At 65.1% G+C, this 24,357-nt stretch carries 24 protein-coding genes; 9 read left to right on the forward strand and 15 right to left on the reverse strand.

Translation table 11 applies throughout. The annotated features are described in order from the left end of the window. Positions 1–59: 59 nt before the first annotated feature. Both TSA1_RS10760 and TSA1_RS10765 read left to right on the forward strand, forming a co-directional pair. Complete coding sequence (locus TSA1_RS10760) at positions 60–476, forward strand: DUF2946 family protein (protein ID WP_100176328.1); 417 nt, start codon at positions 60–62, stop codon at positions 474–476. A 144-nt stretch (positions 477–620) separates the two neighbouring features. Continuing rightward, positions 621–2,990 (forward strand): TonB-dependent receptor, encoded by a 2,370-nt coding sequence (locus TSA1_RS10765; protein ID WP_100176329.1) that lies wholly within the window; start codon positions 621–623, stop codon positions 2,988–2,990. Positions 2,991–3,111: 121 nt separating this feature from the next. Here the strand turns inward: TSA1_RS10765 and TSA1_RS10770 are convergent, their stop codons facing one another. The 4 genes from TSA1_RS10770 to TSA1_RS10785 are packed head-to-tail and all read right to left on the reverse strand — an operon-like array spanning position 3,112 to position 6,288. Continuing rightward, positions 3,112–3,630 (reverse strand): GNAT family N-acetyltransferase, encoded by a 519-nt coding sequence (locus TSA1_RS10770; RefSeq protein WP_100176330.1) that lies wholly within the window; start codon positions 3,628–3,630, stop codon positions 3,112–3,114. Between the two features lie 55 nt (positions 3,631–3,685). After that, entirely contained in the window at positions 3,686–4,621 is a 936-nt protein-coding gene (locus tag TSA1_RS10775) for a glycosyltransferase family 2 protein (RefSeq protein WP_100176331.1), read from the reverse strand. Further along, positions 4,618–5,754 carry a hypothetical protein gene (locus tag TSA1_RS10780; RefSeq protein ID WP_100176332.1) on the reverse strand — a complete coding sequence of 379 codons (1,137 nt, stop codon included), beginning with the start codon at positions 5,752–5,754 and terminating at the stop codon, positions 4,618–4,620. Before TSA1_RS10780 ends, TSA1_RS10775 begins: the two co-directional genes overlap by 4 nt. A 42-nt stretch (positions 5,755–5,796) precedes the next feature. After that, positions 5,797–6,288, reverse strand: coding sequence for an NUDIX domain-containing protein (locus tag TSA1_RS10785; protein ID WP_100176333.1), 492 nt, complete (start codon positions 6,286–6,288; stop codon positions 5,797–5,799). 107 nt (positions 6,289–6,395) lie between these two features. Between TSA1_RS10785 and TSA1_RS10790 the strand changes: the two genes are divergently transcribed. Then, on the forward strand, positions 6,396–7,277 hold the full coding sequence (locus TSA1_RS10790) for a metallophosphoesterase family protein (protein WP_100181075.1): 882 nt from the start codon (positions 6,396–6,398) through the stop codon (positions 7,275–7,277). Between the two features lie 119 nt (positions 7,278–7,396). On the opposite strand, the gene TSA1_RS10795 is transcribed toward TSA1_RS10790, so the two are convergent. The 3 genes from TSA1_RS10795 to TSA1_RS10805 all read right to left on the reverse strand — a co-directional run bounded on the left by TSA1_RS10795 (position 7,397) and on the right by TSA1_RS10805 (position 10,020). Further along, a complete protein-coding gene (locus TSA1_RS10795) occupies positions 7,397–7,951 on the reverse strand; it encodes a hypothetical protein (protein ID WP_100176334.1) in 555 nt (184 codons plus the stop codon). Between the two features lie 195 nt (positions 7,952–8,146). Then, positions 8,147–8,356 (reverse strand): DUF4170 domain-containing protein, encoded by a 210-nt coding sequence (locus TSA1_RS10800; protein ID WP_100176335.1) that lies wholly within the window; start codon positions 8,354–8,356, stop codon positions 8,147–8,149. A gap of 29 nt (positions 8,357–8,385) precedes the next feature. Continuing rightward, complete coding sequence (locus TSA1_RS10805; RefSeq protein WP_100176336.1) at positions 8,386–10,020, reverse strand: isocitrate lyase; 1,635 nt, start codon at positions 10,018–10,020, stop codon at positions 8,386–8,388. A gap of 231 nt (positions 10,021–10,251) precedes the next feature. Between TSA1_RS10805 and TSA1_RS10810 the strand changes: the two genes are divergently transcribed. Beyond that, positions 10,252–11,697, forward strand: a complete 1,446-nt coding sequence (locus TSA1_RS10810; protein ID WP_100176337.1) for a helix-turn-helix domain-containing protein — start codon at positions 10,252–10,254, stop codon at positions 11,695–11,697. A gap of 155 nt (positions 11,698–11,852) precedes the next feature. Here TSA1_RS10810 and TSA1_RS39625 read toward each other — a convergent pair whose 3' ends face one another. Beyond that, positions 11,853–12,146: an antibiotic biosynthesis monooxygenase gene (locus TSA1_RS39625; protein ID WP_142251619.1), complete on the reverse strand. Its 294-nt coding sequence runs from the start codon at positions 12,144–12,146 to the stop codon at positions 11,853–11,855. A 230-nt stretch (positions 12,147–12,376) separates the two neighbouring features. Between TSA1_RS39625 and TSA1_RS10820 the strand changes: the two genes are divergently transcribed. After that, entirely contained in the window at positions 12,377–13,177 is an 801-nt protein-coding gene (locus tag TSA1_RS10820; RefSeq protein WP_100176338.1) for a hypothetical protein, read from the forward strand. Between the two features lie 163 nt (positions 13,178–13,340). Continuing rightward, positions 13,341–13,694 carry a valine--tRNA ligase gene (locus TSA1_RS10825; protein WP_100176339.1) on the forward strand — a complete coding sequence of 118 codons (354 nt, stop codon included), beginning with the start codon at positions 13,341–13,343 and terminating at the stop codon, positions 13,692–13,694. Between the two features lie 158 nt (positions 13,695–13,852). On the opposite strand, the gene TSA1_RS10830 is transcribed toward TSA1_RS10825, so the two are convergent. After that, complete coding sequence (locus TSA1_RS10830; RefSeq protein ID WP_174718852.1) at positions 13,853–14,494, reverse strand: tetratricopeptide repeat protein; 642 nt, start codon at positions 14,492–14,494, stop codon at positions 13,853–13,855. 132 nt (positions 14,495–14,626) lie between these two features. Continuing rightward, positions 14,627–15,574, reverse strand: a complete 948-nt coding sequence (gene htpX, locus TSA1_RS10835; protein WP_100176341.1) for a zinc metalloprotease HtpX — start codon at positions 15,572–15,574, stop codon at positions 14,627–14,629. Between the two features lie 186 nt (positions 15,575–15,760). On the opposite strand from htpX, the gene TSA1_RS10840 reads away from it, so the two are divergent. The 3 genes from TSA1_RS10840 (at position 15,761) to TSA1_RS10850 (ending at position 19,119) form a co-directional block, all read left to right on the forward strand. Then, positions 15,761–17,062 carry a lytic murein transglycosylase gene (locus tag TSA1_RS10840; protein WP_100176342.1) on the forward strand — a complete coding sequence of 434 codons (1,302 nt, stop codon included), beginning with the start codon at positions 15,761–15,763 and terminating at the stop codon, positions 17,060–17,062. A 273-nt stretch (positions 17,063–17,335) separates the two neighbouring features. Next, positions 17,336–17,839, forward strand: coding sequence for a DUF1993 domain-containing protein (locus tag TSA1_RS10845; protein ID WP_100176343.1), 504 nt, complete (start codon positions 17,336–17,338; stop codon positions 17,837–17,839). A gap of 179 nt (positions 17,840–18,018) precedes the next feature. After that, entirely contained in the window at positions 18,019–19,119 is a 1,101-nt protein-coding gene (locus TSA1_RS10850; protein ID WP_100176344.1) for an alkene reductase, read from the forward strand. 221 nt (positions 19,120–19,340) lie between these two features. Here the strand turns inward: TSA1_RS10850 and TSA1_RS10855 are convergent, their stop codons facing one another. From TSA1_RS10855 to TSA1_RS10875, 5 genes are all read right to left on the reverse strand, one after another. Continuing rightward, the gene (locus TSA1_RS10855) at positions 19,341–21,083 is read right to left on the reverse strand and encodes an ABC transporter substrate-binding protein (protein WP_174719296.1); all 1,743 of its coding nucleotides are present in this window, start codon (positions 21,081–21,083) and stop codon (positions 19,341–19,343) included. A gap of 130 nt (positions 21,084–21,213) precedes the next feature. Next, positions 21,214–21,543 (reverse strand): DUF2160 domain-containing protein, encoded by a 330-nt coding sequence (locus TSA1_RS10860; protein ID WP_100176346.1) that lies wholly within the window; start codon positions 21,541–21,543, stop codon positions 21,214–21,216. 10 nt (positions 21,544–21,553) lie between these two features. Beyond that, positions 21,554–22,360, reverse strand: coding sequence for a carbohydrate ABC transporter permease (locus TSA1_RS10865; protein ID WP_097666933.1), 807 nt, complete (start codon positions 22,358–22,360; stop codon positions 21,554–21,556). Further along, positions 22,360–23,262: a carbohydrate ABC transporter permease gene (locus TSA1_RS10870; protein ID WP_100176347.1), complete on the reverse strand. Its 903-nt coding sequence runs from the start codon at positions 23,260–23,262 to the stop codon at positions 22,360–22,362. The genes TSA1_RS10865 and TSA1_RS10870 overlap by 1 nt, the downstream gene beginning before the upstream one ends. Then, on the reverse strand, positions 23,262–24,347 hold the full coding sequence (locus tag TSA1_RS10875) for an ABC transporter ATP-binding protein (RefSeq protein ID WP_100176348.1): 1,086 nt from the start codon (positions 24,345–24,347) through the stop codon (positions 23,262–23,264). Before TSA1_RS10875 ends, TSA1_RS10870 begins: the two co-directional genes overlap by 1 nt. Positions 24,348–24,357: the final 10 nt, after the last annotated feature.

Genomic DNA, 24,357 nt, shown 5'->3' on the forward strand with positions numbered 1-24,357 from the left:
TATAACATCGCAGAATGCCGAGGGGATCGGTGCCTCGCGATGTGGGGTGGCGTTTCCAGATGAAGTGGTTCCGGTCGAATATCAGGCACGGCGCCCGGCTCGCGATCTTCGCGATGCTGGTGCAGTTCGCGCTGACGTTCGGCCACAGCCATTGGTTCGCGCAGGCTGCTCCGCTGGCCCAAGCCACGCTGCAGCAGACCGACGGCGCCAAGAACGGCGTCAGGAGCGTTGCTGCGGTCGAGCGCGCCGCGGTCCAGAAGCAATCGCCCGCGAGCCCCGACCGCGAGCAGCCGGGCGAGGACAATTGCGCGATCTGCGCATTGGTCGCGATGGCGGGCACGATCCTGTTCGCGACGCCGCCTCTGCTGCAGCTGCCGCAGGCGATCGACCTGCTCTACCGCACCACCGATGCCGAATTCATCCATCTGAAATCGGCCGGCACGGCGTTCCAGCCGCGCGCGCCTCCCGCGTCCTGACCTCCAACGCTTGATCACACCCAGCCTCGCCGCTTTCAGGCGATGGCCTGGGATCCGTTGAAGTCGAATTCCGTCGTACCGCGACGGCAGGCCGCCTCCGATCAGCAAGCATCTTCCGGACGGCGCCTGACTGGAATCAGGACCATGTCATTTCAATTGCGACGCGCGCAGCGTCTTGGCGGAGCAAGCCTGCTCCTGCTCGGCGCCGCCGCTTCCCCCGCGTTCGCGCAAGCACCTGCGCAAGACAAATCGTCGACCGAGATCCCGGCCGTCACCGTGACGGCGCCGAGCCCGATCGTGCGCAGAGCGGTGGTGCCGTCCCGTAACGCAGGCCGCGGCACGCGGACCGCACGGACGCGCAACCGCGAGCAGACCGCGGACACAACGCCGGCAAGCTCCGCGCCCGCCGCACCCCAGCAGGGCGTGCTGCCCGTGGTGACCAACCAGTTCGCGACGGTCACCGTGGTGCCGAACGAGGAGATCCGCCGCGAGGGCGGCGGCCAGCTCGGCGATCTCCTGTTCTCCAAGCCCGGCATCACCGGATCGAGCTTCGCACCCGGCGCCTCCAGCCGACCGATCATCCGGGGTCTCGACGTCAATCGCGTCGGCATCGTCGAGAACGGCACCAATTCCGGCGGCGCATCCGACCTTGGCGAGGATCATTTCGTCCCGATCGATCCGCTCGCGACCAACCAGGTCGAGGTGGTGCGCGGGCCGGCGGCGCTGCGCTACGGCTCGACCTCGATCGGCGGTGTCGTCAGCGCCACCAACAACCGGATTCCGGACGCGCTGCCGTCCTGCGCACCGTCGTTCCAGGCTTACGGCCTGCCGACCAAGGCGCCGCTCGCAGGCGCAGCGACATCGCCTTGCGTCACCGCCGAGACGCGCACCGCGTTCTCGTCGGTCGATCGCGGCGTCGAAAGCGGCGTGCTGCTCGACACCGGCGGCGGCAATTTTGCCTTCCACGCCGACGCCTACGGCCGCACGACCTCCGACTACTCCATCCCCGGCTATCCCTATCTGAACGACCAGTCGCGCTCCGTAAACGGGCGCCAGCCCAACTCGGCGACGCGCTCGGACGGCGCCTCGATCGGCGGCTCCTATTTCTTCCAGGGCGGGTATATCGGCGCGTCGATCACGCAGAACGACTCGCTCTACCACATCCCCGGCATCGACGGCGCCGACCACAACACGCGGATCGACGGCCACCAGACCAAGATCAACGTCAAGGGCGAGTACCGCCCCGACGCGCTCGCGATCGACACGATCCGCTTCTGGGCCGGCGCGACCGACTACCGGCACAACGAGATCGGCCTTGCCGATCCCGCCAACCTCAACAGCGACGGTATCCGCCAGACCTTCACCAACAAGGAGCAGGAAATCCGCACCGAGGTGCAGCTGATGCCGTTCAACGCGCGCTTCGCCGAAGTGACGACGGCGCTGGGCTTCCAGGTCGGACATCAGGAATTGAGCGCGCCGAGCCCGGACAATCCCGGCACGCTGTTCAACGGGTTGTGGGACCCGAACAACAGCAACCGCGTTGCCGGCTACGCCTTCAACGAGTTCAAGTTTACCGAGGCGACGCGGGCGCAGATCGCCGGCCGCATCGAGCATGTCGAGCTGCACGGCACGACGCCAAACTTCCCGACCGATTATTTGCCCGACGGCACGCCGCAGGCGGGCATCGCGCGCAATCCATCGTTCACGCCGAAGAGCGGCAGCATCGGCCTGTTGCAGGACCTGCCGGGCGGCATGGTCGGCAGCATCACCGCGCAATATGTCGAGCGCGCGCCGAAGGCGGCCGAGCTGTTTTCCCGCGGCGGCCACGATGCGACGGCGACCTTCGACATCGGCAATCCAAACCTCACCATCGAGACCGCCAAATCGGTCGAGCTCGGCGTGCGCAGGGCGACGGGGCCGTTCCGCTTCGAGGCGACCGTCTACTACACGCATTTCGACAATTTCATCTACCGCCGCCTCACCGGCGTGTCCTGCGACGACGACTTCGCATCCTGCGGCAATCCGGGTGCCGAGCTGAACCAGGCAGTGTATTCGCAGCGCAATGCCAATTTCCGCGGCGGCGAATTCCAGTCGCAGCTCGACGTCGCCGCCTTCCAGGGCGGCATCTGGGGCATCGAGAACCAGTTCGACATGGTCCGCGCCACCTTCAGCGACGGCACCAACGTGCCGCGGATTCCGCCGATGCGGATGGGCGGCGGCGTGTTCTGGCGCGACGACAACTGGCTGATGCGCGTCAACCTGCTGCACGCCTTCGCGCAGAACAACGTCGCCGTGATCGCGGAGACGCCGACGGCGGGCTATAATCTGCTGAAGGCCGAGGTGAGCTACAAGACCAAGCTCGACCGCAACTGGTTCGGCGCGCGCGAGATGATGGCCGGCATCGTCGGCAACAATCTCCTCAACGAGAACATCCGCAACTCCGTGTCCTACACCAAGGACGAGGTGTTGATGCCCGGCATCGGCGTGCGCGCGTTCGCGAACTTCAAGTTCTAGGTCATTGCGAGCGCCGTAGCCCGGATGGAGCGCAGCGACATCCGGGCGCAGCGCCTCAGGAGCAACAGGTTTCCCGGATTGCGCTTCGCTCCATCCGGGCTACGCACTGCCGCGGGTCGGCCTACCCGACTCGCGCCTTGCTCCAGTCGGGGCCCACCGCTCCCGACACACCTTCGAAGGCGCCATCGACGAGCTCGAACACCAGGATGCGCGCCGCGTCCACCGGACCCGGCATGGTGACGCGGCCCTTCGGGACCGGCTTGAAGCCGACCCGGCTGTAATAGGGCTCGTCGCCGACCAGCAGCACGAGGCGGTGGCCTTTCGCCTTCGCGTCCTTCAGCGCGCGCTCCATCAGCAGACGGCCGACACCGCGGCCGCGGAACGGCGGCTCGACCGTGAGCGGCCCGAGCAGTAGCGCCGGCGTCTCGCCGACCAGCACCGGCAATTGCCTGACGGAGCCGACCAGCAGCGTGCCAATGCGGGCGGTGAACGACAATTCGAGCAGATGGTCGACATGCTCGCGGATTCGGTAGGCGCTGAGCACGAAGCGGCCGGGACCGAAGGTACGTTCATGCAGCCGCTCGATCGCCTGAGCATCGCCGGCGGCTTCGGGAAGAATGGTGAGTGAAAGATCAGTCATGTCAATCGCGGGATAGCACCTGAACGCAGCGCGGTCCATTGGGCAGCAAAGCCGCTCAGCTCCTTTTCAACGCCGGTTGGGACAGGTAGGCCAGCATCTTCATCTCCCGCCGTCCTCGCGTCACCGTGTCGAGAACGAGCCCCGACGACACCGAGAGCAGGGCCATGATCATCAGGCCCATCGCCAGCACCGCGGTAGGCAGGCGCGGCACGAGGCCGGTCTCGATGAAGGTGATCAGAACCGGGATCGCAAGGATCACCGCGGCCACCGCCAGCAGGATTCCGATCGCCGTGAAGAAGCGCAGCGGCCGCTCCGAGCGGTAGAGCTTGAGCATGGTGCCGAGGATGCGAAACCCGTCGCGCCAGGTGTTGAGCTTGGAGAACGAGCCTTCCGGGCGCGCGTAATAGGGGGTCTCGATCTCGGCAACGGGCAGGGAGAGTTCCAGCGCATAGACGGCCAGCTCAGTCTCGATCTCGAAGCCGTCGGAGAGAACCGGAAAGGACTTGACGAAGCGGCGCGAGAACACCCGGTAGCCGGACAGTATGTCCTTGAAGGCGTGACCGAAGGTCGACGCCAGAAAGCCGGTCAGCATGCGGTTGCCGGTGCGGTGGCCGAGCCGGTAGGCGGCCTGGACCTGATCGACGCGAAGGCCGACGACCATGTCGAGGTGATCGTCGAGCAGCCTGTCGATCATGCGCGGCGCGCTCGGTGCGTCGTAGGTGGCGTCGCCGTCGACCAGCACATAGACGTCGGCCTCGACGTCGGCGAACATGCGGCGCACGACGTGGCCCTTGCCCTGCCGGCGCTCGCTGCGCACGATCGCACCCGCGTCGCGCGCGAGCGTTGCGGTGCGGTCGCGCGAATTGTTGTCATAGACGTAGATCGTGGCCGACGGCAGCGCCTTGCGGAAATCGGCAACGACGGTCCCGACCGCCGCTTCCTCATTGTAGCAGGGCACCAGCACCGCGATCCGGAGTTGCGTTGAGGTCATCGCGACGACGCCTCGAGGCTTGCCGGCTCGCGCCCGAGCGGCGCGGCCTGCTGCATCAGCCAGGCGAACGAGACGCTCCACAGCGAGAGCATGGCGATCGGCACGATGTAATAGGACGTGAAGATCGGATGACTGAGGAAGAAGACGAGGTTGACGGCGAGATTGCCGGCGACGACCAGGGCCACCTGCCGCACGCTGCCCTCACCCACCCGCAGCAGCCAGGCCGTAGAACCGATCGCCAGCACGATCAGCACGAATTGCATGTCGCGCAGATAATGGCCGAGCACGACAAGATCGAAGGCCGGCGCGACCACGTCGACGCTGCCATAGGTGGTGGCCAGCGGGCTGCCGGCATTGATGGCCTGGGCGATCAATGTCGGCATCATGCCGACGATCACGCCGGCACCGAAGCCGAGGCCCTGCACGAACGTCGCGAGCGAACGCGTCCACAGGAATGGAATGCCGAGGAACAGGAAATAGCCGGCCGCGAGCAGCGTGTTCGGCAGTCTGAAATTGACGGACGCGCCGAGCAGAAGGCCGATCAGCGCAATCAGCAGGACGCTGCGCTTGTCCCTGCTCAGCCACAGCGCCGTCAGGAAGCCCGTGACGGCGCACAAGGCCATGGTCGGCGCGACCGAATAGCTCGCCTTCGCGGGGTTGATCATGAGATAGACCGTGAGCGCGCCGAACAGGCCGGCAACGACGACCGACGGCAGCGTGCGCGCCATGGCGATGCCCGATAGCGCGAGGCCGCAGACGATCAGGCTGGCAGCAACATAGAGCGGCACAACCTGATGGCCTTCCGGAAACAACGCCAAGAGGAATCCGGTGCCCGGCGGATATTGCATCACGATCTTGCCATTCGGCATCGGATTGTGGCACGGCCAGCGCATCTGGTCGCTCCACTCGGCGAACGCGATCTCCTTCAGCTTGCCTTCGAAATAATGATCGTAATCCAGCGCGACATTGGTGTTGAGCCCGCCGACGCCGAGGCGCTGGAACAGATGCGCCTGCCGGAGATAGCAGATGTCGTCATAGACCCCGCGCGCCTCGCTCCAGCGCGACATCGTGACGATGTTGCTGGCGAGGATCGCAAGGCAGATCAGGCCGAAGGCGAGCTTGGCAATCTTCATCCGGTGGCGCTCTTTCGGGCAGCTTACTAGCACAGGCCGCCCTCAGCGCCACGTCGCAATCGGCGGCTGGCCGTCCAGCACCTCCGCGATCCGCAGCCGCGTACCGGATGTGGTCCCCTCCGGCAGCGCATTGATCGCGAAGAACCCGCATTCGACGATCTCGCGGTTGGGCGCGGGCAGGCGGTCCTGCCTGAACTGCCTGACCACGTAGATGGCGACATGGTCGCGGCGGGAGACGTGGCTGTTGAGGAAGATGCCGTGCAGCTCGGCCGCGCCGGTGAGGTCGATATCGCCCTCCTCCTTGAGCTCGCGCCGCATCGCCTGCTCCATGGTCTCGCCGAAATCGACGCCGCCGCCGGGCAGGTGCCAGCCGCTGACATAGCTGTGCCTGACCAGGAATACCCGATTTTCGGCGTCCAGCACCACGGCGCGGACGCCGAGGGTCATGCCGCGGACGACGAGGAAATAGGCGTGGAAGAATCGCCGCAGCAGCGGCTCGCATTTCCGTCGGATCCGGTTCAGACGTTCTCCCATCAGGCTTCCTCGATGCCCCGGTTCAGGCCCTGCTTGCGCGTTCCCTGCGACCTTGCCATTACAGCAGAGCAATAGCGAGGCAATCGCGCGCCATGACTCCCAACACACTGGCCCCCTTCACGCTCGCCCATCTGTCCGATCCGCATCTCGCGCCCTTGCCGAAGCCGCGGCTGATCGAGCTCGCGGGCAAGCGCGCGCTCGGCTACGTCAACTGGACGCGCAACCGCCACAAGTACCAGCGCCGCGAGGTGCTCGACGCGCTGGTCGCCGACATGAAGGCGCAGGCGCCCGACCACATCGCGGTGACGGGCGATCTCGTCAATTTGGCGCTGGAAGCCGAGTTCGCCCCTGCCCGCGCCTGGCTCGACGATGTCGGACCGCCCGACCGCGTCACCACGATCCCGGGCAATCACGACGCCTATGTCCGCGCCACCTTTCATCGCTTCGGCGAGACCTTTGCGCCCTATCTCACAGGCGACGACGGCCGCATCGGTTTTCCCTCGGTGCGTCGGCGCGGGCCGCTGGCGCTGATCAGCCTGTCGACGGCGGTGCCGACCCTGCCGCTGATGGCGACGGGCACGCTCGGGCGCGATCAGCTCGCAGCGCTCGAAGCGCTCCTCGAGAGCCTCGCCGCCGAGGACGTCTTCCGCGTGCTGCTGGTGCATCATCCGCTGAAGTCGTCCGCACGGCAGAAACGGATGACGGACGCGCCCGCCCTGCTGGCACTGCTGAAGCGTCATGGAGTCGAGCTGGTCCTGCACGGGCACGACCACATTCATTCGACGATATGGGTCGAAGGTCCGAACGGCAACATTCCCGTGCTCGGGGTGCCCTCGGCTTCCGCGCTCGCGCACGGGCACTATCCGGCGGCGGCGTATAATCTGTTCACGATCGAGAAGGACAATGCCGGCTGGCGCTGCGAGCAGACGGTGCGCGGGCTCGGCGCGGGATTTCAGATCGGGCAGATCAAGCATGCGCGGTTGATTTAGTTCGCCGTCATTCCGGGGCGCGCGGCAGCGCGAGCCCGGAATCCATCTACCTGCAAGCGCGGCGGCTCGATGGATTCCGGGTTCATGCTTCGCATGCCCCGGAATGACAGAGCAAACGATCACCAGCTCCGCAACGCCGCCAGCACCGCGAACCCAAACAGCGCGGCCGCGCCCAGCACGAAGCCGAACACGAACGGCCAGAAGCGCGAACGGGCCGGCTGCTCCGCGGCCGGTGCTTGCGGTTCGGGCGGGATCACCATCGCGCGCTCGCGCTCGACCATGCGGCGCGCGACATAGTCGGTCACGGCTTCGACGATGGCAGCGGTGTCGTGCGATTCGGCGAGCACGATGCGGCCGAACCGGGTGTCCTGAACGAAACGGTACATCCGCTTGTCGCGCCCCATCACGATGTGAGCGACGACGTCGATCCAGAGTCTCGGCGTATCGCCCTGACTGATGCCGCGGTCGAACAAATCGATCCGGTCGGGCACCTGCGCGAACAGGGGATCGAGCGCGTCGTTGAGGATCTCGAGCCGCGCCACCTCGGCGTCGCGGAGATCGACGACGACGCCGGTCCGGTCGGCGGCCTCGATTCGCGCGCGCAGCAGTGCATCGCGCAGCCGCACCGGGCGCGGCTGGCCGGGATGGGTCCCGCTGGTCTCGGGCTCTGACATAGGCGGCCTCGTCCTCGACTTATCCGCATTAACCTATCAGCAACCACACCCTCCGCAAAGACCCACAATTCCAGAGGCTTAGGGGCGCCCACAGGCGTTTCACCTGTGCCAAAAACAGACGATCCCACCCAGGCAGAGCCTGGATGGGACCATCCGTCCTTGGACGTCTTCTTAAGTCAGATCGGCTGCCGGCCCTTAGGCCGACACGCGCGCGGGCTCTTCCACGATCGAGAAGCGGACGCCGGCCTTGTGGCGGCTCTCTTCCGAGACTTCCTTCCAGCAGTCCTCGGCCTCCTTGCGGGTCTTGAAGGGGCCTTTGACCTGGGCCGAGCCTTCCACGAGCTTGTGGAAGTTCATCGAACCGAACTCGCCGCCGATCACCCAGAAATTGCTGCCTTTGGTCATTGTCAGTCTCCTGTCGAAGTCGAGATTCGTTAGCCGAACTGGTTCATCGTGTTGTGAGCACCGCCCGCCTTCAGGGCAGCCTCGCCCGCGAAGTACTCCTTGTGGTCGTCACCGATGTCGGAGCCGGCCATGTTCTGGTGCTTCACGCAGGCGATGCCCTGACGGATCTCGGCGCGCTGGACGTTCTTGACGTAGCCCAGCATGCCCTGCTCGCCGAAATACTCTCGGGCGAGATTGTCGGTCGAGAGCGCCGCCGTGTGGTAGGTCGGCAACGTGATCAGGTGGTGGAAGATACCGGCGCGCTTGGCCGAATCCGCCTGGAAGGTGCGGATGCGGTCGTCGGCTTCCTTGCCCAGCGGCGTGTCGTCGTACTCCGCCTTCATCAGTTCGGCACGGTTGTACTTGCTGACGTCCTTGCCGGCTTCCTTCCAGGCATCGAACACCTGCCAACGGAAGTTGAGCGTCCAGTTGAACGACGGCGAGTTGTTGTAGGCGAGCTTCGCGTTGGGGACGACCTTGCGGATGCGGTCGACCATGCTGGCGATCTGCTCGATATGCGGCTTCTCGGTCTCGATCCAGAGCAGGTCGGCGCCGTTCTGCAGCGAGGTGATGCAGTCGAGCACGCAGCGGTCTGCGCCGGTGCCGGAGCGGAACTGGTAGAGGTTGGAGGGCAGCCGCTTCGGACGCATCAACTTGCCATTGCGGTTGATGATGACGTCGCCATTGCGGGCGTTCTCAGCGGTGATTTCCTCGCAGTCGAGGAAGCTGTTGTACTGGTCGCCGATGTCGCCCGGCTTGTGGCTGACGGCGATCTGCTGCGTCAGGCCGGCGCCGAGCGAGTCGGTGCGGGTGACGATGATGCCGTCTTCGACGCCGAGCTCGAGGAACGCATGGCGGCAGGCACGGATCTTCGCCAGGAAGACCTCGTGCGGCACGGTGACCTTGCCGTCCTGGTGACCGCACTGCTTCTCGTCCGAGACCTGGTTCTCGATCTGCAGCGCGCAGGCACCCGCTTCGATCATCTTCTTGGCGAGCAGATAGGTCGCTTCCGCGTTGCCGAAGCCGGCGTCGATGTCGGCGATGACGGGGACGACATGGGTCTGGAAGTTGTCGATCTGCGCGATCAGCTCCTTCTCGCGGGTCTTGTCGCCTTCCTTGCGGGCCTTGTCGAGCAGGCGGAAGATGTCGTTGAGCTCACGGGAGTCGGCCTGACGCAGGAAGGTGTAGAGCTCCTCGATCAGCGCCGGCACCGAGGTCTTCTCGTGCATCGACTGGTCGGGCAGCGGGCCGAACTCGGAGCGCAGCGCCGCGATCATCCAGCCCGAGAGGTACAGATAGGTACGGTCGGTCTTGCCGCCGAAATGCTTCTTGACCGAGATCAGCTTCTGCTGGGCGATGAAGCCGTGCCAGCAACCCAGCGACTGGGTGTACTTCGTGGGGTCCTTGTCATAGGCGGCCATGTCGGCGCGCATCAGCGCCGCGGTGTAGCGGGCGACGTCGAGACCGGTCTTGAAACGGTTCTGCAGGCGCATGCGGGCGACGGCCTCGGCCGACACGCCATTCCAGGTGGGCTGGGTCTCGAGGAGCGCCTGGGCCGCCTTGACCTCGTCCAGATACGAGGACGGGCCCTGGAGGGTGCTGATGCCGCGGGGCTGGTAGTTCATGTGCCTGATCCTTTCGCTGACGATGGCGATGGCTTGCCATCGACATTCTTGACACTGCATTGCGAGATGCGTGTCAGGAGGTAAACGCGAAAAGGGAAACTTCGTACAGATGGCTTGTCTTTTATTGGTGATGTCATGTAACATAAGAACATGTAATAGATGTCATTTTGTAAATTTTGTAAAGATATAGGTCAGCAAAGCTGTCCTTGATGCCGATGGAGATCGAAAGACATGGCCGCCGAATCCGGGAAGAAACTGTTCGTCGGCCCGCGTTTCCGGCGCATCCGACAGCAATTGGGACTGTCACAGACCCAGATCGCCGAGGGGCTCGGGATCTCGCCGAGCTATGTCAACCTGATCGAGCGGAACCAGCGACCGGTGACGGCGCAGATCCTGCTGCGGCTGGCTGAGACCTACGACCTCGATCTGCGCGATCTCGCCAGCGCCGACGAGGACCGCTTCTTCGCCGAGCTGAACGAGATCTTCTCCGATCCCTTGTTCCGCCAGATCGACGTGCCCAAGCAGGAGCTGCGCGACCTCGCCGAGCTCTGCCCCGGCGTCACCCATGCGCTGCAGCGTCTCTACGCGGCCTATACCGAGGCGCGCCAGGGCGAGACGCTGGCGGCCGCGCAAATGGCCGACCGCGACGTCGGCACGCGCTATGAGGCCAATCCGGTCGAGCGCGTGCGCGAGCTGATCGAGGCCAACCGCAATTATTTCCCGGAGCTGGAGCAGGCCGCGGAGAATCTTCGCGACGAGCTGAACGTTCCGGCCGAGGGACTGTATGCCGCGCTCGCGGCGCGCTTGCGGGAAAAGCATTCGATCCAGACCCGCATCATGCCCGTCGACGTGATGCGCGAGACGCTCAGGCGTTTCGACCGCCACCGCCGCCAGCTCCTGATCTCGGAGCTGGTCGATCCGCCCGGCCGCGCGTTCCAGCTCGCCTTCCAGCTCGGCTTAGGGGAATGCGCACAAGCCCTGGAGACCATCATCGGCCGCGCCGGACCGCTCGACGACGCCCCGCGCCGCCTGTTCCGCATCACGCTCGGCAATTACTTTGCTGCTGCCGTGATGATGCCCTATCCGGCATTCCTGGCCGCCGCCGAGGCGCTCAACTATGACATCCACGTGCTGGCACAGCGCTTCAATTCCGGCTTCGAGCAGGTCTGCCACCGCCTCACCACCCTGCAGCGACCGAACGCGCGCGGCATTCCGTTCTTCCTGCTCCGCGTCGACAATGCCGGCAACGTGTCCAAGCGCTTTTCCTCCGGCACCTTCCCGTTCTCGAAGTTCGGCGGCACCTGTCCGTTGTGGAACGTGCACTCGACCTTCGACACGCCCGATCGCCTGCTCAAGCAGGTGATCGAGCTGTCCGACGGCACTCGCTATTTCTCGATCGCGCAGATGGTGCGCCGCCCCGTCGCGCCACACCCGCTGCCGCAGCCGCGCTTCGCCATTGGCCTCGGCTGCGAGATCCGCCACGCCGCGCGTCTGACCTATGCCGCCGGCATGGACCTCGAGAAGACCGAGGGCACGCCGATCGGCGTCAATTGCCGCCTCTGCGAGCGCGAAAACTGCGCCCAGCGCGCCGAACCGCCGATCACGCGCACGCTGATTTTGGACGAGACAACGCGGCGGGTGTCAAGTTTTGCGTTCTCGAATGCGCGGGAGTTGTGACGGTATTCAGCTCTCGTGTCCCGGACGCGCTGCAGCGCTTGCGCTGCTGCGCAGAGCCGGGACCCAGCAGCTGCGAATTGCCCTCTCGCATGGGCCCCGGCTCTGCAGCGCACCGCCGAAGGGGCGCTGCGCTGCGTCCGGGGCACGAGAACGCCTCACGCCAGCGTGTGCACGATCACCGGCCCCGCGGCCGCGCTCGCATGTCCTGCCAGCAACGGGCCGAGATCCTTCTCGATCCAGGCGACCGCGCGCCTGTTCGCTTCCTCGGCCTGCTCGAACTTGTCGAAGATGGAGATCGCGGTGACGGTGTCGTCGCCGGCATAGACGACGTAATAGGCGCGGAAGCCGTCGACGTCGCTGATGATCGGAACGGCGCCGTCCTTGATGCGGCGCGCCAGCTCTTCCGCGCTCCCGCTTTTCGCCTTGGCCTGACGGATGGCGGCATACATGGCATCCTCCCTTCGGCTGTCTGGACTTTCGGGCTCTGGGCCCGGAGCCGATGTTACGCCGAAGTGCGCTCCCGATCCATGCTTGGTTAACCCCGCACTAATCCACCTTCGCGTTCTGCAACCAACGGTTAAGCACGCCTCAACATCGGCGCCTTAGTCTCGCCCCACTCACTTTTCGCAAGCAACGGCGGCCTTATTCTGCCGGGCGAAGTGACATCAGGGGGTTCATCATGCGCATTGCGTTGCTGCTGACCGCGACCATCGTCGGCGCGCTCTTTGCCGGTCCAACTCGTGCCGGATCGCTCGAGGCCGACGCGGCGCAGCCGCTGCCGCCGGGCTTCCAGAGCTACCGCGGCTACATGTTCGACCTGTCGGAGAATTCCGACCGCAAGGACGTCGACAAGCTCACCGACAATCTGAAGCAGCAGATCGACCTGGTCGAAGGCGCGGGCCTGTCGCCGCGCGTGCTGCGTTTCTTCCATACCGTGCCGATCGTCGCCAGCGAGCTGGCCTGCCTGGACGAAGGCGCCGCGACCGCGTGCTACGGCCGGGTCACGCCCGATATCCGCCGCACCGTTCCACGGACGCTGACGGTGTGGGATCCCAACAAGCAGCGCTGGACCAATCCGAACGCCGTCGACCTCGCGGTCGATTCCGGGCTCGGCGTGATCATGCTGCGGCCGGACATGATGCGCTACGAGAAGGAGGCCGTGCTGCTGCATGAGCTGCTCCACGCCTATCACGCGCGGCTGCTGCCGGACGGCTATGCGAACAAGGGCGTGATCACCTATTATGCCCTGGCCAAGTCCAAGGACCAGCTACCCAAGGAATCCTACGCGCTGAAGAACCCCATGGAATTCTTCGCGGTGACCGCCAGCATCTTCCTCTCCGGAAAGAGCGAATTCCACGATCCGAAGTCGCGCGAGGCGCTCAAGGAGAAGATGCCGGACTATTACAAATATCTGGTCGGCGTGTTCGGGTTCGACCCCACGCCGACGGCGGCAAACGGCCCGGTTGCCTCGCTGCAGTGAGGCGCCCCCGACCGACACGCAAAAAGCCGCGCGATCTGCGCGGCTTTTTCAGTTTTGGCCGGTGGAAGCTGCGGATGATTCACAGCCGGGAATTGCCAAGGCAGGGCCCGATCTGCATAGTCCCGCCCGCATCGATAGCGTTTTTCGAAGAGGATAAGAGAACATGGCGGACGCCGACCTGGATGTCGTGATCCGGCAGCTGGCCAAGCAGTTGCATACGGGCCTGATGACCCGTGCCAAGGAGCGGCGGGATCGCTTCAACGGCCTGGCGGCCAAGGCCAAGAGCAAGGAGACCGCCGACCGCTTCAAGATGATGGCCAAGGCCACCCTGGAGCAGGCCATTGCTGCCGCCAAGCGCCTGCAGATGTCCGCCGACAACGTCGCCGACAGCTATGCCCGCTCGATGCGGATCGCCGCCAGCACGCCCATCGCGGTGAAGGCGGAGAAGACGAAGGCCGAGAAGGCGCCGAAGAAGGCCGCCAAGGCGAAGAAAGCGAAAGCCAAGAAGGCGAAGTAGCTGCTGGTTTCTTCCTTCCCCCTTGTGAGAGGGGCAGCATCGTAATGGGCAAGGCGAAGCGTGCCCACGCGCCTGTTGCCGTATTGAAGAGATCGTGGGCACGGCGCAAGGGCGCCTTTGTCACCCCTCCGATTCCGGACTCCGCGGAGAGACTCCTCTCACCTCCTCGGCCCCGAGACCTGGGCCGGCTCGGCGCTCGCCAGTTCGGCGAGCTTGGCGCGGGCGGCTTCGCGGGCGCGGCCGTCCTTGCCGGATGGCAGCGCCAGCGCCGCCTCGAAATCGGCACGCGCGTCGTCGGCCTGGCCGCGGGCGAGGAATGCCAGGCCGCGGTCGAGGCGGGCCTCGGCATCCCTGGGATCGAGGCGGACCGCCGTATTGTAGCTCAGGATGGCGCGATCGAGATCGCCGGTGGCGGCGAGCGCGAGGCCGCGCTGGTGATAGGGTGCGGCGAGCCTGGGATCATGCGCGATCGCCTCGTCATAGTCGGCGATGGCGAGCTCGAAGTCGCCGTTCAGACGGCGCGCCATCGCGCGGTCGCGATAGAGCGCAGCGCGGTTGGGGTTGAGGTGAATGGCCTCGTCGAAATCGGCGATCGCCCGCTTGAAGTCGCCATGCCGCAGCGCGATCCGTCCGCGCCCCTCATAGGCAAAGGCGATCAGCGATCCCCGCAACGGCGAGAAGCCGATCACGGCCGAGCAGACGTCGGGCTCGTCCTCGTCACCGCAGTTGACGACCATGTGCGTCGACAAACCGATGAGCACACACAGGACGATCAGCAATGGCACGACAGTTCTGGTCATCTTCGACGGCGACCGGCATTTTGCCGGCCACGCATCCCCTTTCGAAGAAAGCATCTCCCCCGCTGTTAGCACCGGCCGGGACGAACCTGTGTGCGGCAGGTCACAAAGCGCGAATCTCCCTTCGAAGTTCCGTCAGCCCCAGGGGCCGCGCGAGGGACCACCCGACGAGGAGCGCCCCCACGGGCCGCGCGGGGGATAATTCTCGTTGGCGCCGACCGACGGAGCGGCCCGCGCGCCGAGCTCGGCCGCAAGCTGCCGAAGCGCGGCAATACGGTTCTGCGTCGAGGGATGGGTGGCGAACAGATTGTCCACGCCATGACCCGACAGCGGGTTGATGATGAACATGTGCGCGGTCGCCGGGTTTCGCTCGGCCTCGTAGTTCGGCACCTGATGCGCGGCCCCCTCGATCTTTACCAGCGCCGAGGCCAACCACATCGGCTGTCCCGCGATGCGCGCACCGAGATTATCCGCGGCATATTCGCGGGTGCGGCTGATCGCCATCTGCACCAGCATGGCGCCCAGCGGGGCGAGGATCATCATCAGGATGGAGCCGACGACGCCGAGACCATTGTTGTTCTCGCGATTGCCGCCGAAGAACATGCCGAACTGCGCCAACATCGAGATCGCGCCGGCAATGGTCGCAGTGATCGTCATCAGCAGCGTATCGTGATTCTTGATATGGGCGAGCTCATGCGCGATCACGCCGGCGAGCTCCTCGCGGCTGAGCTGGCGCATCAGGCCGGTGGTGACGGCGACCGCGGCGTTCTCGGGGTTGCGGCCGGTCGCGAAGGCGTTCGGCTGGGCCTCGTCCATCAGGAACACGCGCGGCATCGGCAGGCCCGCCCGGCCCGCAAGCTCGGCGACGAGCCCGACCAGCTCCGGCGCGGTCGAACGGTCGACCTGATGGGCGCCATACATCGACAGCACCATGCGATCGGAGTTCCAGTAGGTGAAGAGATTGGTCGCGGCGGCAATGACGAGCGCGATCATGGCGCCTGAGGCACCGCCGATCAGATAGCCGACGCCCATGAACAGAGCGGTCAGGCCGGCAAGCAGCATTGCGGTACGAAGATAGTTCATGGCCGTCTCCTGGGGCCAGCCGCGGCCGCTGGAGGCGTCCGCAGGCCGGCAAGAATGAGGTAGGGATGACCCCGGCCGGAGTGCAAGGTTTCGAGGTGCGTCGCGGAGCCGCGGCACTGGTTCGCGCACCATACTTCCATTAAACTTCGTCCAGAATCCAAGCGTTCCCTCCCCGCCGGAAACTCCATGCTCCAGACCCGACTTGCGATCGCGGCCGTTGCACTCGCTGCGCTGTCCTTTCCCGCCTCCGCCCAGCTCCAGCCGCCGCCCGGAAGGACCGCAGCGCCCAGAGCAACGGCCCCCTCGCCCCGCGCCGCCTCATGCCATAACGGCGCGAGCTTCGATCGTTTCCTGGCCGACGTGAAGCAACAAGCGGTCGCCGCCGGCGTGTCGCAGCGGACGATCGCGGAGGCTTCGCCCTATCTCGTCTACGACCAGGGCATCGTCAATCGCGACCGCGGCCAGCGGGTGTTCGGCCAGCTCTTCACCGAATTCGCCGGACGCATGGCCGCGCCCTATCGCATGCAGAACGGCCAGCAGCACATCAAGCAATACGCTGCCGCATTCGCGCGCGCCGAGAAGGAATACGGCGTGCCGCCGGCGGTGATCGCCGCATTCTGGGGCCTGGAGAGCGACTTCGGCGCCAACATGGGCAATCTGCCGACGCTGAAATCGCTGGTGTCGCTCGCCTATGACTGCCGCCGCTCCGAGATGTTCGTGAACGAGACCATCGCCGCGCTGAAGATCATCGACCGCGGCGACCTGCATCCCGACGAGATGATCGGCTCCTGGGCCGGCGAGCTCGGGCAGACCCAGTTCCTGCCCGTGCACTATGTCAACTATGCCGTCGACTATGACGGCGACGGACGGCGCGACCTGCTGCGCTCGGGCGCCGACGTGATCGGCTCGACCGCGAACTACATCGCCAACGGCCTGAAATGGCGGCGCGGCGAGCCTTGGCTGGAAGAGATCAAGGTGCCGCCGAACCTGCCGTGGGAGAAGACTGATCTCACGGTGCGCGAGCCGCGCTCGACCTGGGCGCAGCTCGGCGTCACCTATCCCGACGGACGACCGCTGCCGAACGACAATCTCGCGGCGTCCGTGCTGCTGCCGATGGGACGCTTTGGTCCGGCTTTCATGGCCTACGCCAATTTCGCCGCCTACACCGAGTGGAATAACTCGCTGATCTATTCGACGACGGCGGGCTATCTCGCCTCGCGCATCGCGGGCGCCGCCCCCATGCGCAAACCGGCCCAACCGGTGCCGCAGCTGCCGTTCAACGAGCTCAAGGAATTGCAGCAGCTCCTGGTGCGTGCCGGCTTCAATGTCGGCAAGGTCGACGGCGTGCTGGGCCAGCAGAGCCGCGCCGCCGTGAAGGCGATGCAGGTCAAGTTCGGCCTGCCCGCCGATTCCTGGCCGACCGCCGAGCTGCTCGCCCGCATGCGGGGCGGCACGGCGCAGGCCCAGCCGGCGGGGACCGTGCGGTAAAGCTCCATTCGCTGTCATGCCCCGGCTTGACCGGGGCATCCAGTACGCCGCAGCCATAGTTGGTTCGAACAATTCCCGTCGCGGAGTACTGGATCGCCCGGTCAAGGCCGGGCGATGACTGCGACGGGTGCGGGGACGACGACAGCGGAGCTGTGGCGCGATAGAATTTTCGCATCGCACAAGCGGCTTTGCGCGATTGTATTTTTCCATGAGGCTCCCATGTGAGTGGCTCAGGTTTTCTCCTGAGATTTCCCCTTCACAAGCGAGCATCACATGTCCTTCTACGACGCCGTCGTTCCCGCCTATTTGCAGATGCTGAACAGCATGACCGGGCTGCTCACCAAAGCCGAGGCGCATTGCGCGGCGAAAAAGATCGACCCGAGCGTGTTGCTCGGCTCCCGCCTGTTTCCGGACATGCTGCCGCTGTCGCGGCAGATCCAGCTCGTCAGCGATTTCGCCACCAAGGGCTGCGCGCGGCTGACCCATAGCGAGGTGCCCTCGACCCCCGACACCGAGACCAGCTTTGCGGAATTGAAGCAGCGGCTGGCGAAGACGATCGACTACGTGAAGTCGTTCAAGCCCGAGCAGTTCGAGGGGGCCGAGAGCAAGGACGTCACCTTCCCGAGCGGGCCCGATAAGACCACGACCCTGAAGGGCCAACAATTCCTCAGCGCGTTCTCGCTGCCGAACTTCTATTTCCACTGCGCGACTGCCCACGGCATTTTGCGCCACAACGGCGTCGAGATCGGCAAGCGCGATTTCATGGGCCTGAACTGATTTGCGCAATCGCACGGCCGTACAGCAGGATGCTGCTGCGGTGGCCGGAATTGCACATGAAATATGCTACGCGGTCCCTACCGCGTAGCTCGCCTGCACTTTCCGTATGGCTCCCACCTTGCGCTGATTGCCGCGATGCACAAGTGTTCCGGACCTCTCACCGCCTGGAAGCATTCCCCATGAGCCGTTCGACCAAATTGTTTGAGACCTACAAGCTCGGCCCGATCACGCTGGCCAACCGCCTCGTCATGGCGCCGCTGACGCGTAACCGCGCCGTACCCGGCACGTTCGTGCCCGGTGCGCTCGCGGCCGACTATTACGGCCAGCGCGCCTCCGCAGGTCTCCTGATCACCGAAGCAAGCCAGGTCTCGCAGCAGGGCCAGGGCTACCAGGACACCCCCGGCATCTATTCCAAGGACCAGGTCGCCGGCTGGCGCAAGGTCACCGACAAGGTTCATGCGCGCGGCGGCAAGATCTTCATCCAGCTCTGGCATGTCGGCCGCATCTCGCATGTCGACCTCCAGGCGAACGGTGCCGCCCCGGTGGCGCCGAGCGCGATCCGCGCCAAGGGCAAGACCTTCGTGAACGGCGGCTTCGCCGACGTCTCCGAGCCGCGTGCGCTCGAGCTCTCCGAAATTCCGGGGATTATCGACGACTTCAGGCGCGCCACGAAGAACGCGCTGGAAGCCGGCTTCGACGGCGTCGAGATCCACGGCGCCAACGGCTATCTGCTCGAGCAGTTCGCCAAGGACGGCACCAACAAGCGCACCGACGCCTATGGCGGCTCGATCGAGAACCGCGCGCGGCTGATGCTGGAGGTCTCCAAGGCCGTCGTCGCCGAGGCCGGCGCCGAGCACACCGGCATCCGCATCTCGCCGGTGACGCCGGCCAACGACATCTCGGATTCCAACCCGCAGGCGCTGTACGATCACATCGTCGACGGGCTCAGCGCGCTCAAGCTGGTCTATCTCCACGTGGTCGAAGGTGCCACGGGCGGGCCGCGCGATATCGCGCCGTTCGACTATGCAGCCTTGCGTAAGCGCTTTGCCGGCGCCTACGTCGCCAACAACGGCTACGACTTCGATCTCGCCACCAAGGTGCTGGACGCCAACGCGGCCGATCTCATCGCCTTCGGCAAGCCGTTCATCTCCAACCCCGACCTCGTCGAGCGGCTGAAGCAGGGCGCCGCGCTGAACGATTGGGACAAGAACACGTTCTACGGCGGCGGCGCCAAGGGCTACACGGATTACCCGACGCTGGCGGCCGAACCGGCGGAGTAGCCAGCCTCCACACGACCAACCGTCATGCCCCGCGAACCGAAGGGGCATCCAGTACGCCGCGGCCTCTCGATTCAATCACGGCCGTCTCTGGAATACTGGATTGCCCGCTTCCGCGGGCAATGACATCGAGTGTGTGGGCCGCGCGTCCCACATCATCACAAGCACGAAAGAAAAGGCCGGGATCGCTCCCGGCCTTTCGCATTTGATGACGCTCGACGCGCTTACTTCGCTTCCGCGCGCTTCGGCGGGGTCGCCGGCCACGACTTGATCAGCGTGTCGTAGTCGACCGTCTCGCCCTTCGGCTTCTCGTTGGCAAGCTTGCGCTGGGGCGCGATGGTGCCGTCCTTCTCGGCCTTCGCAAACCAGTACTCCGGCTTCTCCTTCTTGTGGAGCTTCGGACCGCAGGCGCCCTGCACGTTGGACTTCTCGAGGCGCTCCATGACGGAGTCCTGAGCCGCCGCGAGTGCGTCCATCGCCTGTTGCGGCGTCTTCGCACCGGACGACGCATCGCCGATGTTCTGCCACCACAGCTGCGCGAGCTTCGGATAGTCGGGCACGTTGTTGCCGGTCGGGGTCCACTGCACGCGCGCGGGCGAGCGGTAGAACTCGATCAGGCCGCCGAGCTTCGGCGCACGCTCGGTGAACGACTTGTCCCAGATGTCGGATTCACGGATGAAGGTGAGACCGACATGGCTCTTCTTCAAGCTCACCGACTTGGAGATGATGAACTGGAGATAGAGCCAGGCCGCCTTGCGGCGATCCGCCGGGGTCGACTTCAGAAGCGTCACGGAGCCGGCGTCCTGATAGCCGAGCTTCATGCCTTCCTTCCAGTACGCACCGTGCGGCGAGGGCGCCATACGCCATTTCGGCGTACCGTCCGCGTTCATCACGGCGATGCCCGGCTTCACCATGTCGGCGGTGAAGGCGGTGTACCAGAACATCTGCTGGGCGATGTTGCCCTGGGCCGGCACGGGACCAGCTTCGGAGAACGTCATGCCCTGCGCCTGCGGCGGCGCATACTTCTTCAGCCACTCGAGATACTTGGTGATCGAGTAGACCGCGGCCGGACCGTTGGTGTCGCCGCCACGCTCGACCGAGGAGCCGACCGGGCGGCAGCCTTCCATGCGGATGCCCCACTCGTCGACCGGCAGGCCGTTCGGAATGCCCTTGTCGCCGTTGCCGGCCATCGACAGCCAGGCGTCGGTGAAGCGCCATCCGAGCGAGGGGTCCTTCTTGCCATAGTCCATATGGCCGTAGACCTTGACGCCGTTGATCTCCTTGATGTCGTTCGTGAAGAACTCGGCGATGTCCTCATAGGCGGACCAGTTCACGGGCACGCCGAGCTCGTAGCCGTACTTGGCCTTGAACTTGGCCTTGTAGTCGGGGTTGGTGAACCAGTCGTAGCGGAACCAGTAGAGATTGGCGAACTGCTGGTCGGGCAGCTGGTAGAGCTTGCCGTCGGGACCGGTGGTGAACGACTTGCCGATGAAGTCGTTGACGTCGAGCATGGGGTCGGTGACGTCCTTGCCCTCGCCGGTCATGTAGTCCGACAGCACGACCGTCTGGCCGTAGCGGAAATGCGTGCCGATCAGGTCGCTATCGTTGATCCAGCCGTCATAGACGTTCTTGCCGGACTGCATCTGGGTCTGCAGCTTCTCGACGACGTCACCTTCCTGGATGAGGTCGTGCTTGAGCTTGATGCCGGTGAGCTCGGAGAACGCCTTGGCCAGCGTCTGCGATTCATATTCGTGCGTGGTGATGGTCTCGGAGACGACGTTGATCTCCATGCCCTTGAAGGGCTCGGCGGCCTTGGCGAACCACTCCAGCTCCTTCTTCTGGTCTTCCTTCGACAGCGTCGAGGGTTGGAATTCCGCGATCCACTTCTGGATCACGGCGTCGTCGGCGGCGCGGACCGGCGCCGAGACGGCGAACGACACCGCAATGATGGCGGCGGCGCTGGACATGGTCAGAAAACTGCTCTTGGTCAATGGACCTTTCCTTCTCCTAAACTGTCGCATGTTGTTCCTCCGTTGCAGCGACAAACTTTTATACAGACCCGGATTGCCCCCGGATCTGGCCGTCCCTTCGCGAGCTTCAGACCGTGCGGAAAATAAGCACGGCCGTCGCCAGCGAAATTCCACTTGCAAGCCACAGGCGCGAAATCTCGACGCCCTCCTCGCCGATCGGCAGCGTTGCGATCGCATCGGTGCCGAAGAAGCCGATCCAGAGAAGGTGGATGACCGCCGCCGTGATCAGCGAGATGAACAGGCGATCGCCGCGCGTGGTCGGGATCCGCAGCACGCCGACCCGCTCGGCCTCGGGATAGACCGCCGCCAGCCACGTCATCACGGCGAGCGTGCAGGCCAGCGCGACGAAGAAGATCGCCGTCGGCAGCGTCCAGGCCATCCATGCGATGGATTCCATTGATGCCTCCTTAGACGCGACCGAGCGCGAAACCGCGCGCGATGTAGTTACGGACGAACCAGATCACGAGCGCGCCCGGGATGATGGTGAGCACGCCGGCGGCCGCCAGCAGGCCCCAGTCCATGCCCGATGCCGACACCGTGCGCGTCATGATGGCGGCGATCGGCTTGGCCGACACCGAGGTCAGCGTGCGCGCCAGCAACAGCTCGACCCAGGAGAACATGAAGCAGAAGAAGGCGGCGACGCCGATTCCGCTCGCGATCAGCGGCACCAGGATCTTGATGAAGAAGCGCGGGAAGGAATAGCCGTCCAGGAATGCCGTTTCGTCGATCTCGCGCGGCACGCCGGACACGAAGCCTTCCAGGATCCACACCGCCAGCGGCACGTTGAAGATGCAGTGCGCGAGCGCGACGGCCCACGGCGTGTCGAACAGGCCGATCGCCGAATACAGATTGAAGAACGGCAGCGCGTAGACCGCGGCCGGCGCCATGCGGTTCGACAGCAGCCAGAAGAACAAATGCTTGTCGCCGAGGAAGCGGTAGCGCGAGAAGGCGTAGGCAGCCGGCAGCGCCACCGAGATCGATATGATGGTGTTGAGGACGACGTATTCCAGCGAGTTGATGTAGCCGGAATACCAGCTCTCGTCGGTGAAGATGCGCTTGTAGTGCTGCAGCGTCGGCGTGTGCGGCCACAGCGTCATCGTCGAGACGATCTCGCTGTTGGTCTTGAAGCTCATGTTGACCAGCCAGTAGATCGGCAGCAGCAGGAAGATCAGGAACAGCCCCATGATGAGGCGGCGGCCGGGAATCGAATGCATCACGCGGCTCCTTCCTGGGGCTTCCGCTCGGCGCCCGCATTGGTCATGACGGTGTAGAAGATCCAGCAGACGATCAGGATGATGAGGTTGTAGACCAGCGACAGCGCCGCGGCCTTGCCGAGATCGAACTGTCCGAGCGCGATCTTGACGAGCTCGATCGACACGAAGGTGGTGGAGTTGCCGGGGCCGCCGCCGGTGACGACGAACGGCTCGGTGTAGATCATGAAGCTGTCCATGAAGCGCAGCAGCACCGCGATCAGCAGCACGCGGTTCATCTTCGGCAGCTGGATCGCCTTGAACACGGCCCAGCGCGAGGCGCCATCGATCTGCGCGGCCTGGTAATAGGCTTCGGGGATCGACTTCAGGCCGGCATAGCAGAGCAGCGCGACGAGGCTGGTCCAGTGCCAGACGTCCATCACGATGACGGTGACCCAGGCATCGATGTCGTTGGAGACGTAATTGTAGTCGATGCCCGCGGCATTGAGCACGTAGCCGAGCAGACCGATGTCGGGACGTCCGAAGATCTGCCAGATCGTGCCGACCACGTTCCACGGAATGAGCAGCGGCAGCGCGAGGATGACGAGGCAGGCCGCCACGGTCCAGCCATCGCGCGGCATCGACAGCGCGACGACGATGCCGAGCGGCACCTCGATGGCGAGGATCACCAGCGAGAAGAACAGGTTGCGGCCGAGCGAGGCGAGGAAGCGGCCGCCGAGATCGGTCGAGGGATCGAGCAGCTCCTTGAACCAGCCGACGCCGTTCCAGAAGAACTGGTTGTTGCCGAAGGTGTCCTGCATCGAATAGTTCACCACCGTCATCAGCGGCAGCACCGCCGAGAAAGCGACGACCAGGAACACCGGCAGCACCAGGAACCAGGCTTTTTGGTTGACGGTCTTGTCCATCAGGCGGCTCCCTCCACCAGAAGGCTGTCGGCATAGACGTGAACGTGCGACGGATCGAACTTCAGCCCGGCGTCGCCGTCGGATGACGTGAAGCCCGCCGGCGCGCGCGCCGCGAGCTTGGCGTCACCGAGGCGCGTCCGCGCAAAGCGGATACGGCCGAGATCGTCGATGCGCTCGATCTTCGCAGTCAGCAGGCCCGGCGCAGGCGCCACGACCTCGACGAATTCGGGACGGACCCCGATCTCGATCTTGGCGCCGGCAGGCAGATTGTCGTAGGCGCGGTTGAGCACGATGACGTGGCCGCCGATACGCGCCTCGCGCCCCCTCACCTCCGCCGGAATGATGTTCATGCCGGGCGAGCCGATGAAATAGCCGACGAAGGTATGCGCCGGCTTGTCGAACAGCTCGGCCGGGGTGCCGCTCTGCACCACGCGGCCGTCATGCATGACGACGACGGTGTCGGCGAAGGTCAGCGCCTCGGTCTGGTCGTGGGTGACGTAGATCATCGTGAGGTCGAGCTCGCGATGCAGCGCCTTCAGCTTCGAGCGCAGCTGCCATTTCAGCTCGGGGTCGATCACGGTCAGCGGCTCGTCGAACAGCACGGCGGCGACGTCGGAGCGGACGAGACCGCGGCCGAGCGAGATCTTCTGCTTGGCGTCGGCCGTGAGGCGCGTGGCCTTGCGGTTCAGATGGGGTTCGAGATCGAGCAGGCGGCCGATCTCGGCGACGCGCTTGTCGATCTCCGCCTTCGGCACGCCGCGGTTCTTCAGCGGAAACGCCAGGTTCTGTCCGACCGTCATGGTGTCGTAGATCACCGGAAACTGGAACACCTGCGCGATGTTGCGCTTTTGGGTTGACAACGGTGTGATGTCCTTGCCGTCGAACAGTATCTTCCCCCGCGACGGCGTGATGATGCCGGAGATGACGTTGAGCAGCGTGGTCTTGCCGCAACCACTCGGGCCGAGCAGCGCATAGGCGCCGCCCTGCCGCCAGGTCATGGTGACGGGCTTCAGCGCAAAGCTTTCCTGCGGCGCGTCATTGCCGCCGTAGGAATGGGCGAGATCGACGAGGTCAATGCGGGCCATGTCGCACCTC

The organism is Bradyrhizobium nitroreducens, from assembly GCF_002776695.1.
In the GTDB taxonomy this organism is placed as follows: Bacteria; Pseudomonadota; Alphaproteobacteria; order Rhizobiales; family Xanthobacteraceae; genus Bradyrhizobium; species Bradyrhizobium nitroreducens.

What these genes read in the sequence shown, in the direction of transcription:
- TSA1_RS10760 (WP_100176328.1), top strand. Translation starts at nt 60, where the DNA reads ATGAAGTGGTTCCGGTCGAATATCAGGCACGGCGCCCGGCTCGCGATC.
- TSA1_RS10765 (WP_100176329.1), top strand. Translation starts at nt 621, where the DNA reads ATGTCATTTCAATTGCGACGCGCGCAGCGTCTTGGCGGAGCAAGCCTG.
- TSA1_RS10770 (WP_100176330.1), bottom strand. Translation starts at nt 3,630, where the DNA reads ATGACTGATCTTTCACTCACCATTCTTCCCGAAGCCGCCGGCGATGCT.
- TSA1_RS10775 (WP_100176331.1), bottom strand. Translation starts at nt 4,621, where the DNA reads ATGACCTCAACGCAACTCCGGATCGCGGTGCTGGTGCCCTGCTACAAT.
- TSA1_RS10780 (WP_100176332.1), bottom strand. Translation starts at nt 5,754, where the DNA reads ATGAAGATTGCCAAGCTCGCCTTCGGCCTGATCTGCCTTGCGATCCTC.
- TSA1_RS10785 (WP_100176333.1), bottom strand. Translation starts at nt 6,288, where the DNA reads ATGGGAGAACGTCTGAACCGGATCCGACGGAAATGCGAGCCGCTGCTG.
- TSA1_RS10795 (WP_100176334.1), bottom strand. Translation starts at nt 7,951, where the DNA reads ATGTCAGAGCCCGAGACCAGCGGGACCCATCCCGGCCAGCCGCGCCCG.
- TSA1_RS10800 (WP_100176335.1), bottom strand. Translation starts at nt 8,356, where the DNA reads ATGACCAAAGGCAGCAATTTCTGGGTGATCGGCGGCGAGTTCGGTTCG.
- TSA1_RS10805 (WP_100176336.1), bottom strand. Translation starts at nt 10,020, where the DNA reads ATGAACTACCAGCCCCGCGGCATCAGCACCCTCCAGGGCCCGTCCTCG.
- TSA1_RS10810 (WP_100176337.1), top strand. Translation starts at nt 10,252, where the DNA reads ATGGCCGCCGAATCCGGGAAGAAACTGTTCGTCGGCCCGCGTTTCCGG.
- TSA1_RS39625 (WP_142251619.1), bottom strand. Translation starts at nt 12,146, where the DNA reads ATGTATGCCGCCATCCGTCAGGCCAAGGCGAAAAGCGGGAGCGCGGAA.
- TSA1_RS10820 (WP_100176338.1), top strand. Translation starts at nt 12,377, where the DNA reads ATGCGCATTGCGTTGCTGCTGACCGCGACCATCGTCGGCGCGCTCTTT.
- TSA1_RS10825 (WP_100176339.1), top strand. Translation starts at nt 13,341, where the DNA reads ATGGCGGACGCCGACCTGGATGTCGTGATCCGGCAGCTGGCCAAGCAG.
- TSA1_RS10830 (WP_174718852.1), bottom strand. Translation starts at nt 14,494, where the DNA reads ATGACCAGAACTGTCGTGCCATTGCTGATCGTCCTGTGTGTGCTCATC.
- htpX (WP_100176341.1), bottom strand. Translation starts at nt 15,574, where the DNA reads ATGAACTATCTTCGTACCGCAATGCTGCTTGCCGGCCTGACCGCTCTG.
- TSA1_RS10840 (WP_100176342.1), top strand. Translation starts at nt 15,761, where the DNA reads ATGCTCCAGACCCGACTTGCGATCGCGGCCGTTGCACTCGCTGCGCTG.
- TSA1_RS10845 (WP_100176343.1), top strand. Translation starts at nt 17,336, where the DNA reads ATGTCCTTCTACGACGCCGTCGTTCCCGCCTATTTGCAGATGCTGAAC.
- TSA1_RS10850 (WP_100176344.1), top strand. Translation starts at nt 18,019, where the DNA reads ATGAGCCGTTCGACCAAATTGTTTGAGACCTACAAGCTCGGCCCGATC.
- TSA1_RS10855 (WP_174719296.1), bottom strand. Translation starts at nt 21,083, where the DNA reads ATGTCCAGCGCCGCCGCCATCATTGCGGTGTCGTTCGCCGTCTCGGCG.
- TSA1_RS10860 (WP_100176346.1), bottom strand. Translation starts at nt 21,543, where the DNA reads ATGGAATCCATCGCATGGATGGCCTGGACGCTGCCGACGGCGATCTTC.
- TSA1_RS10865 (WP_097666933.1), bottom strand. Translation starts at nt 22,360, where the DNA reads ATGCATTCGATTCCCGGCCGCCGCCTCATCATGGGGCTGTTCCTGATC.
- TSA1_RS10870 (WP_100176347.1), bottom strand. Translation starts at nt 23,262, where the DNA reads ATGGACAAGACCGTCAACCAAAAAGCCTGGTTCCTGGTGCTGCCGGTG.
- TSA1_RS10875 (WP_100176348.1), bottom strand. Translation starts at nt 24,347, where the DNA reads ATGGCCCGCATTGACCTCGTCGATCTCGCCCATTCCTACGGCGGCAAT.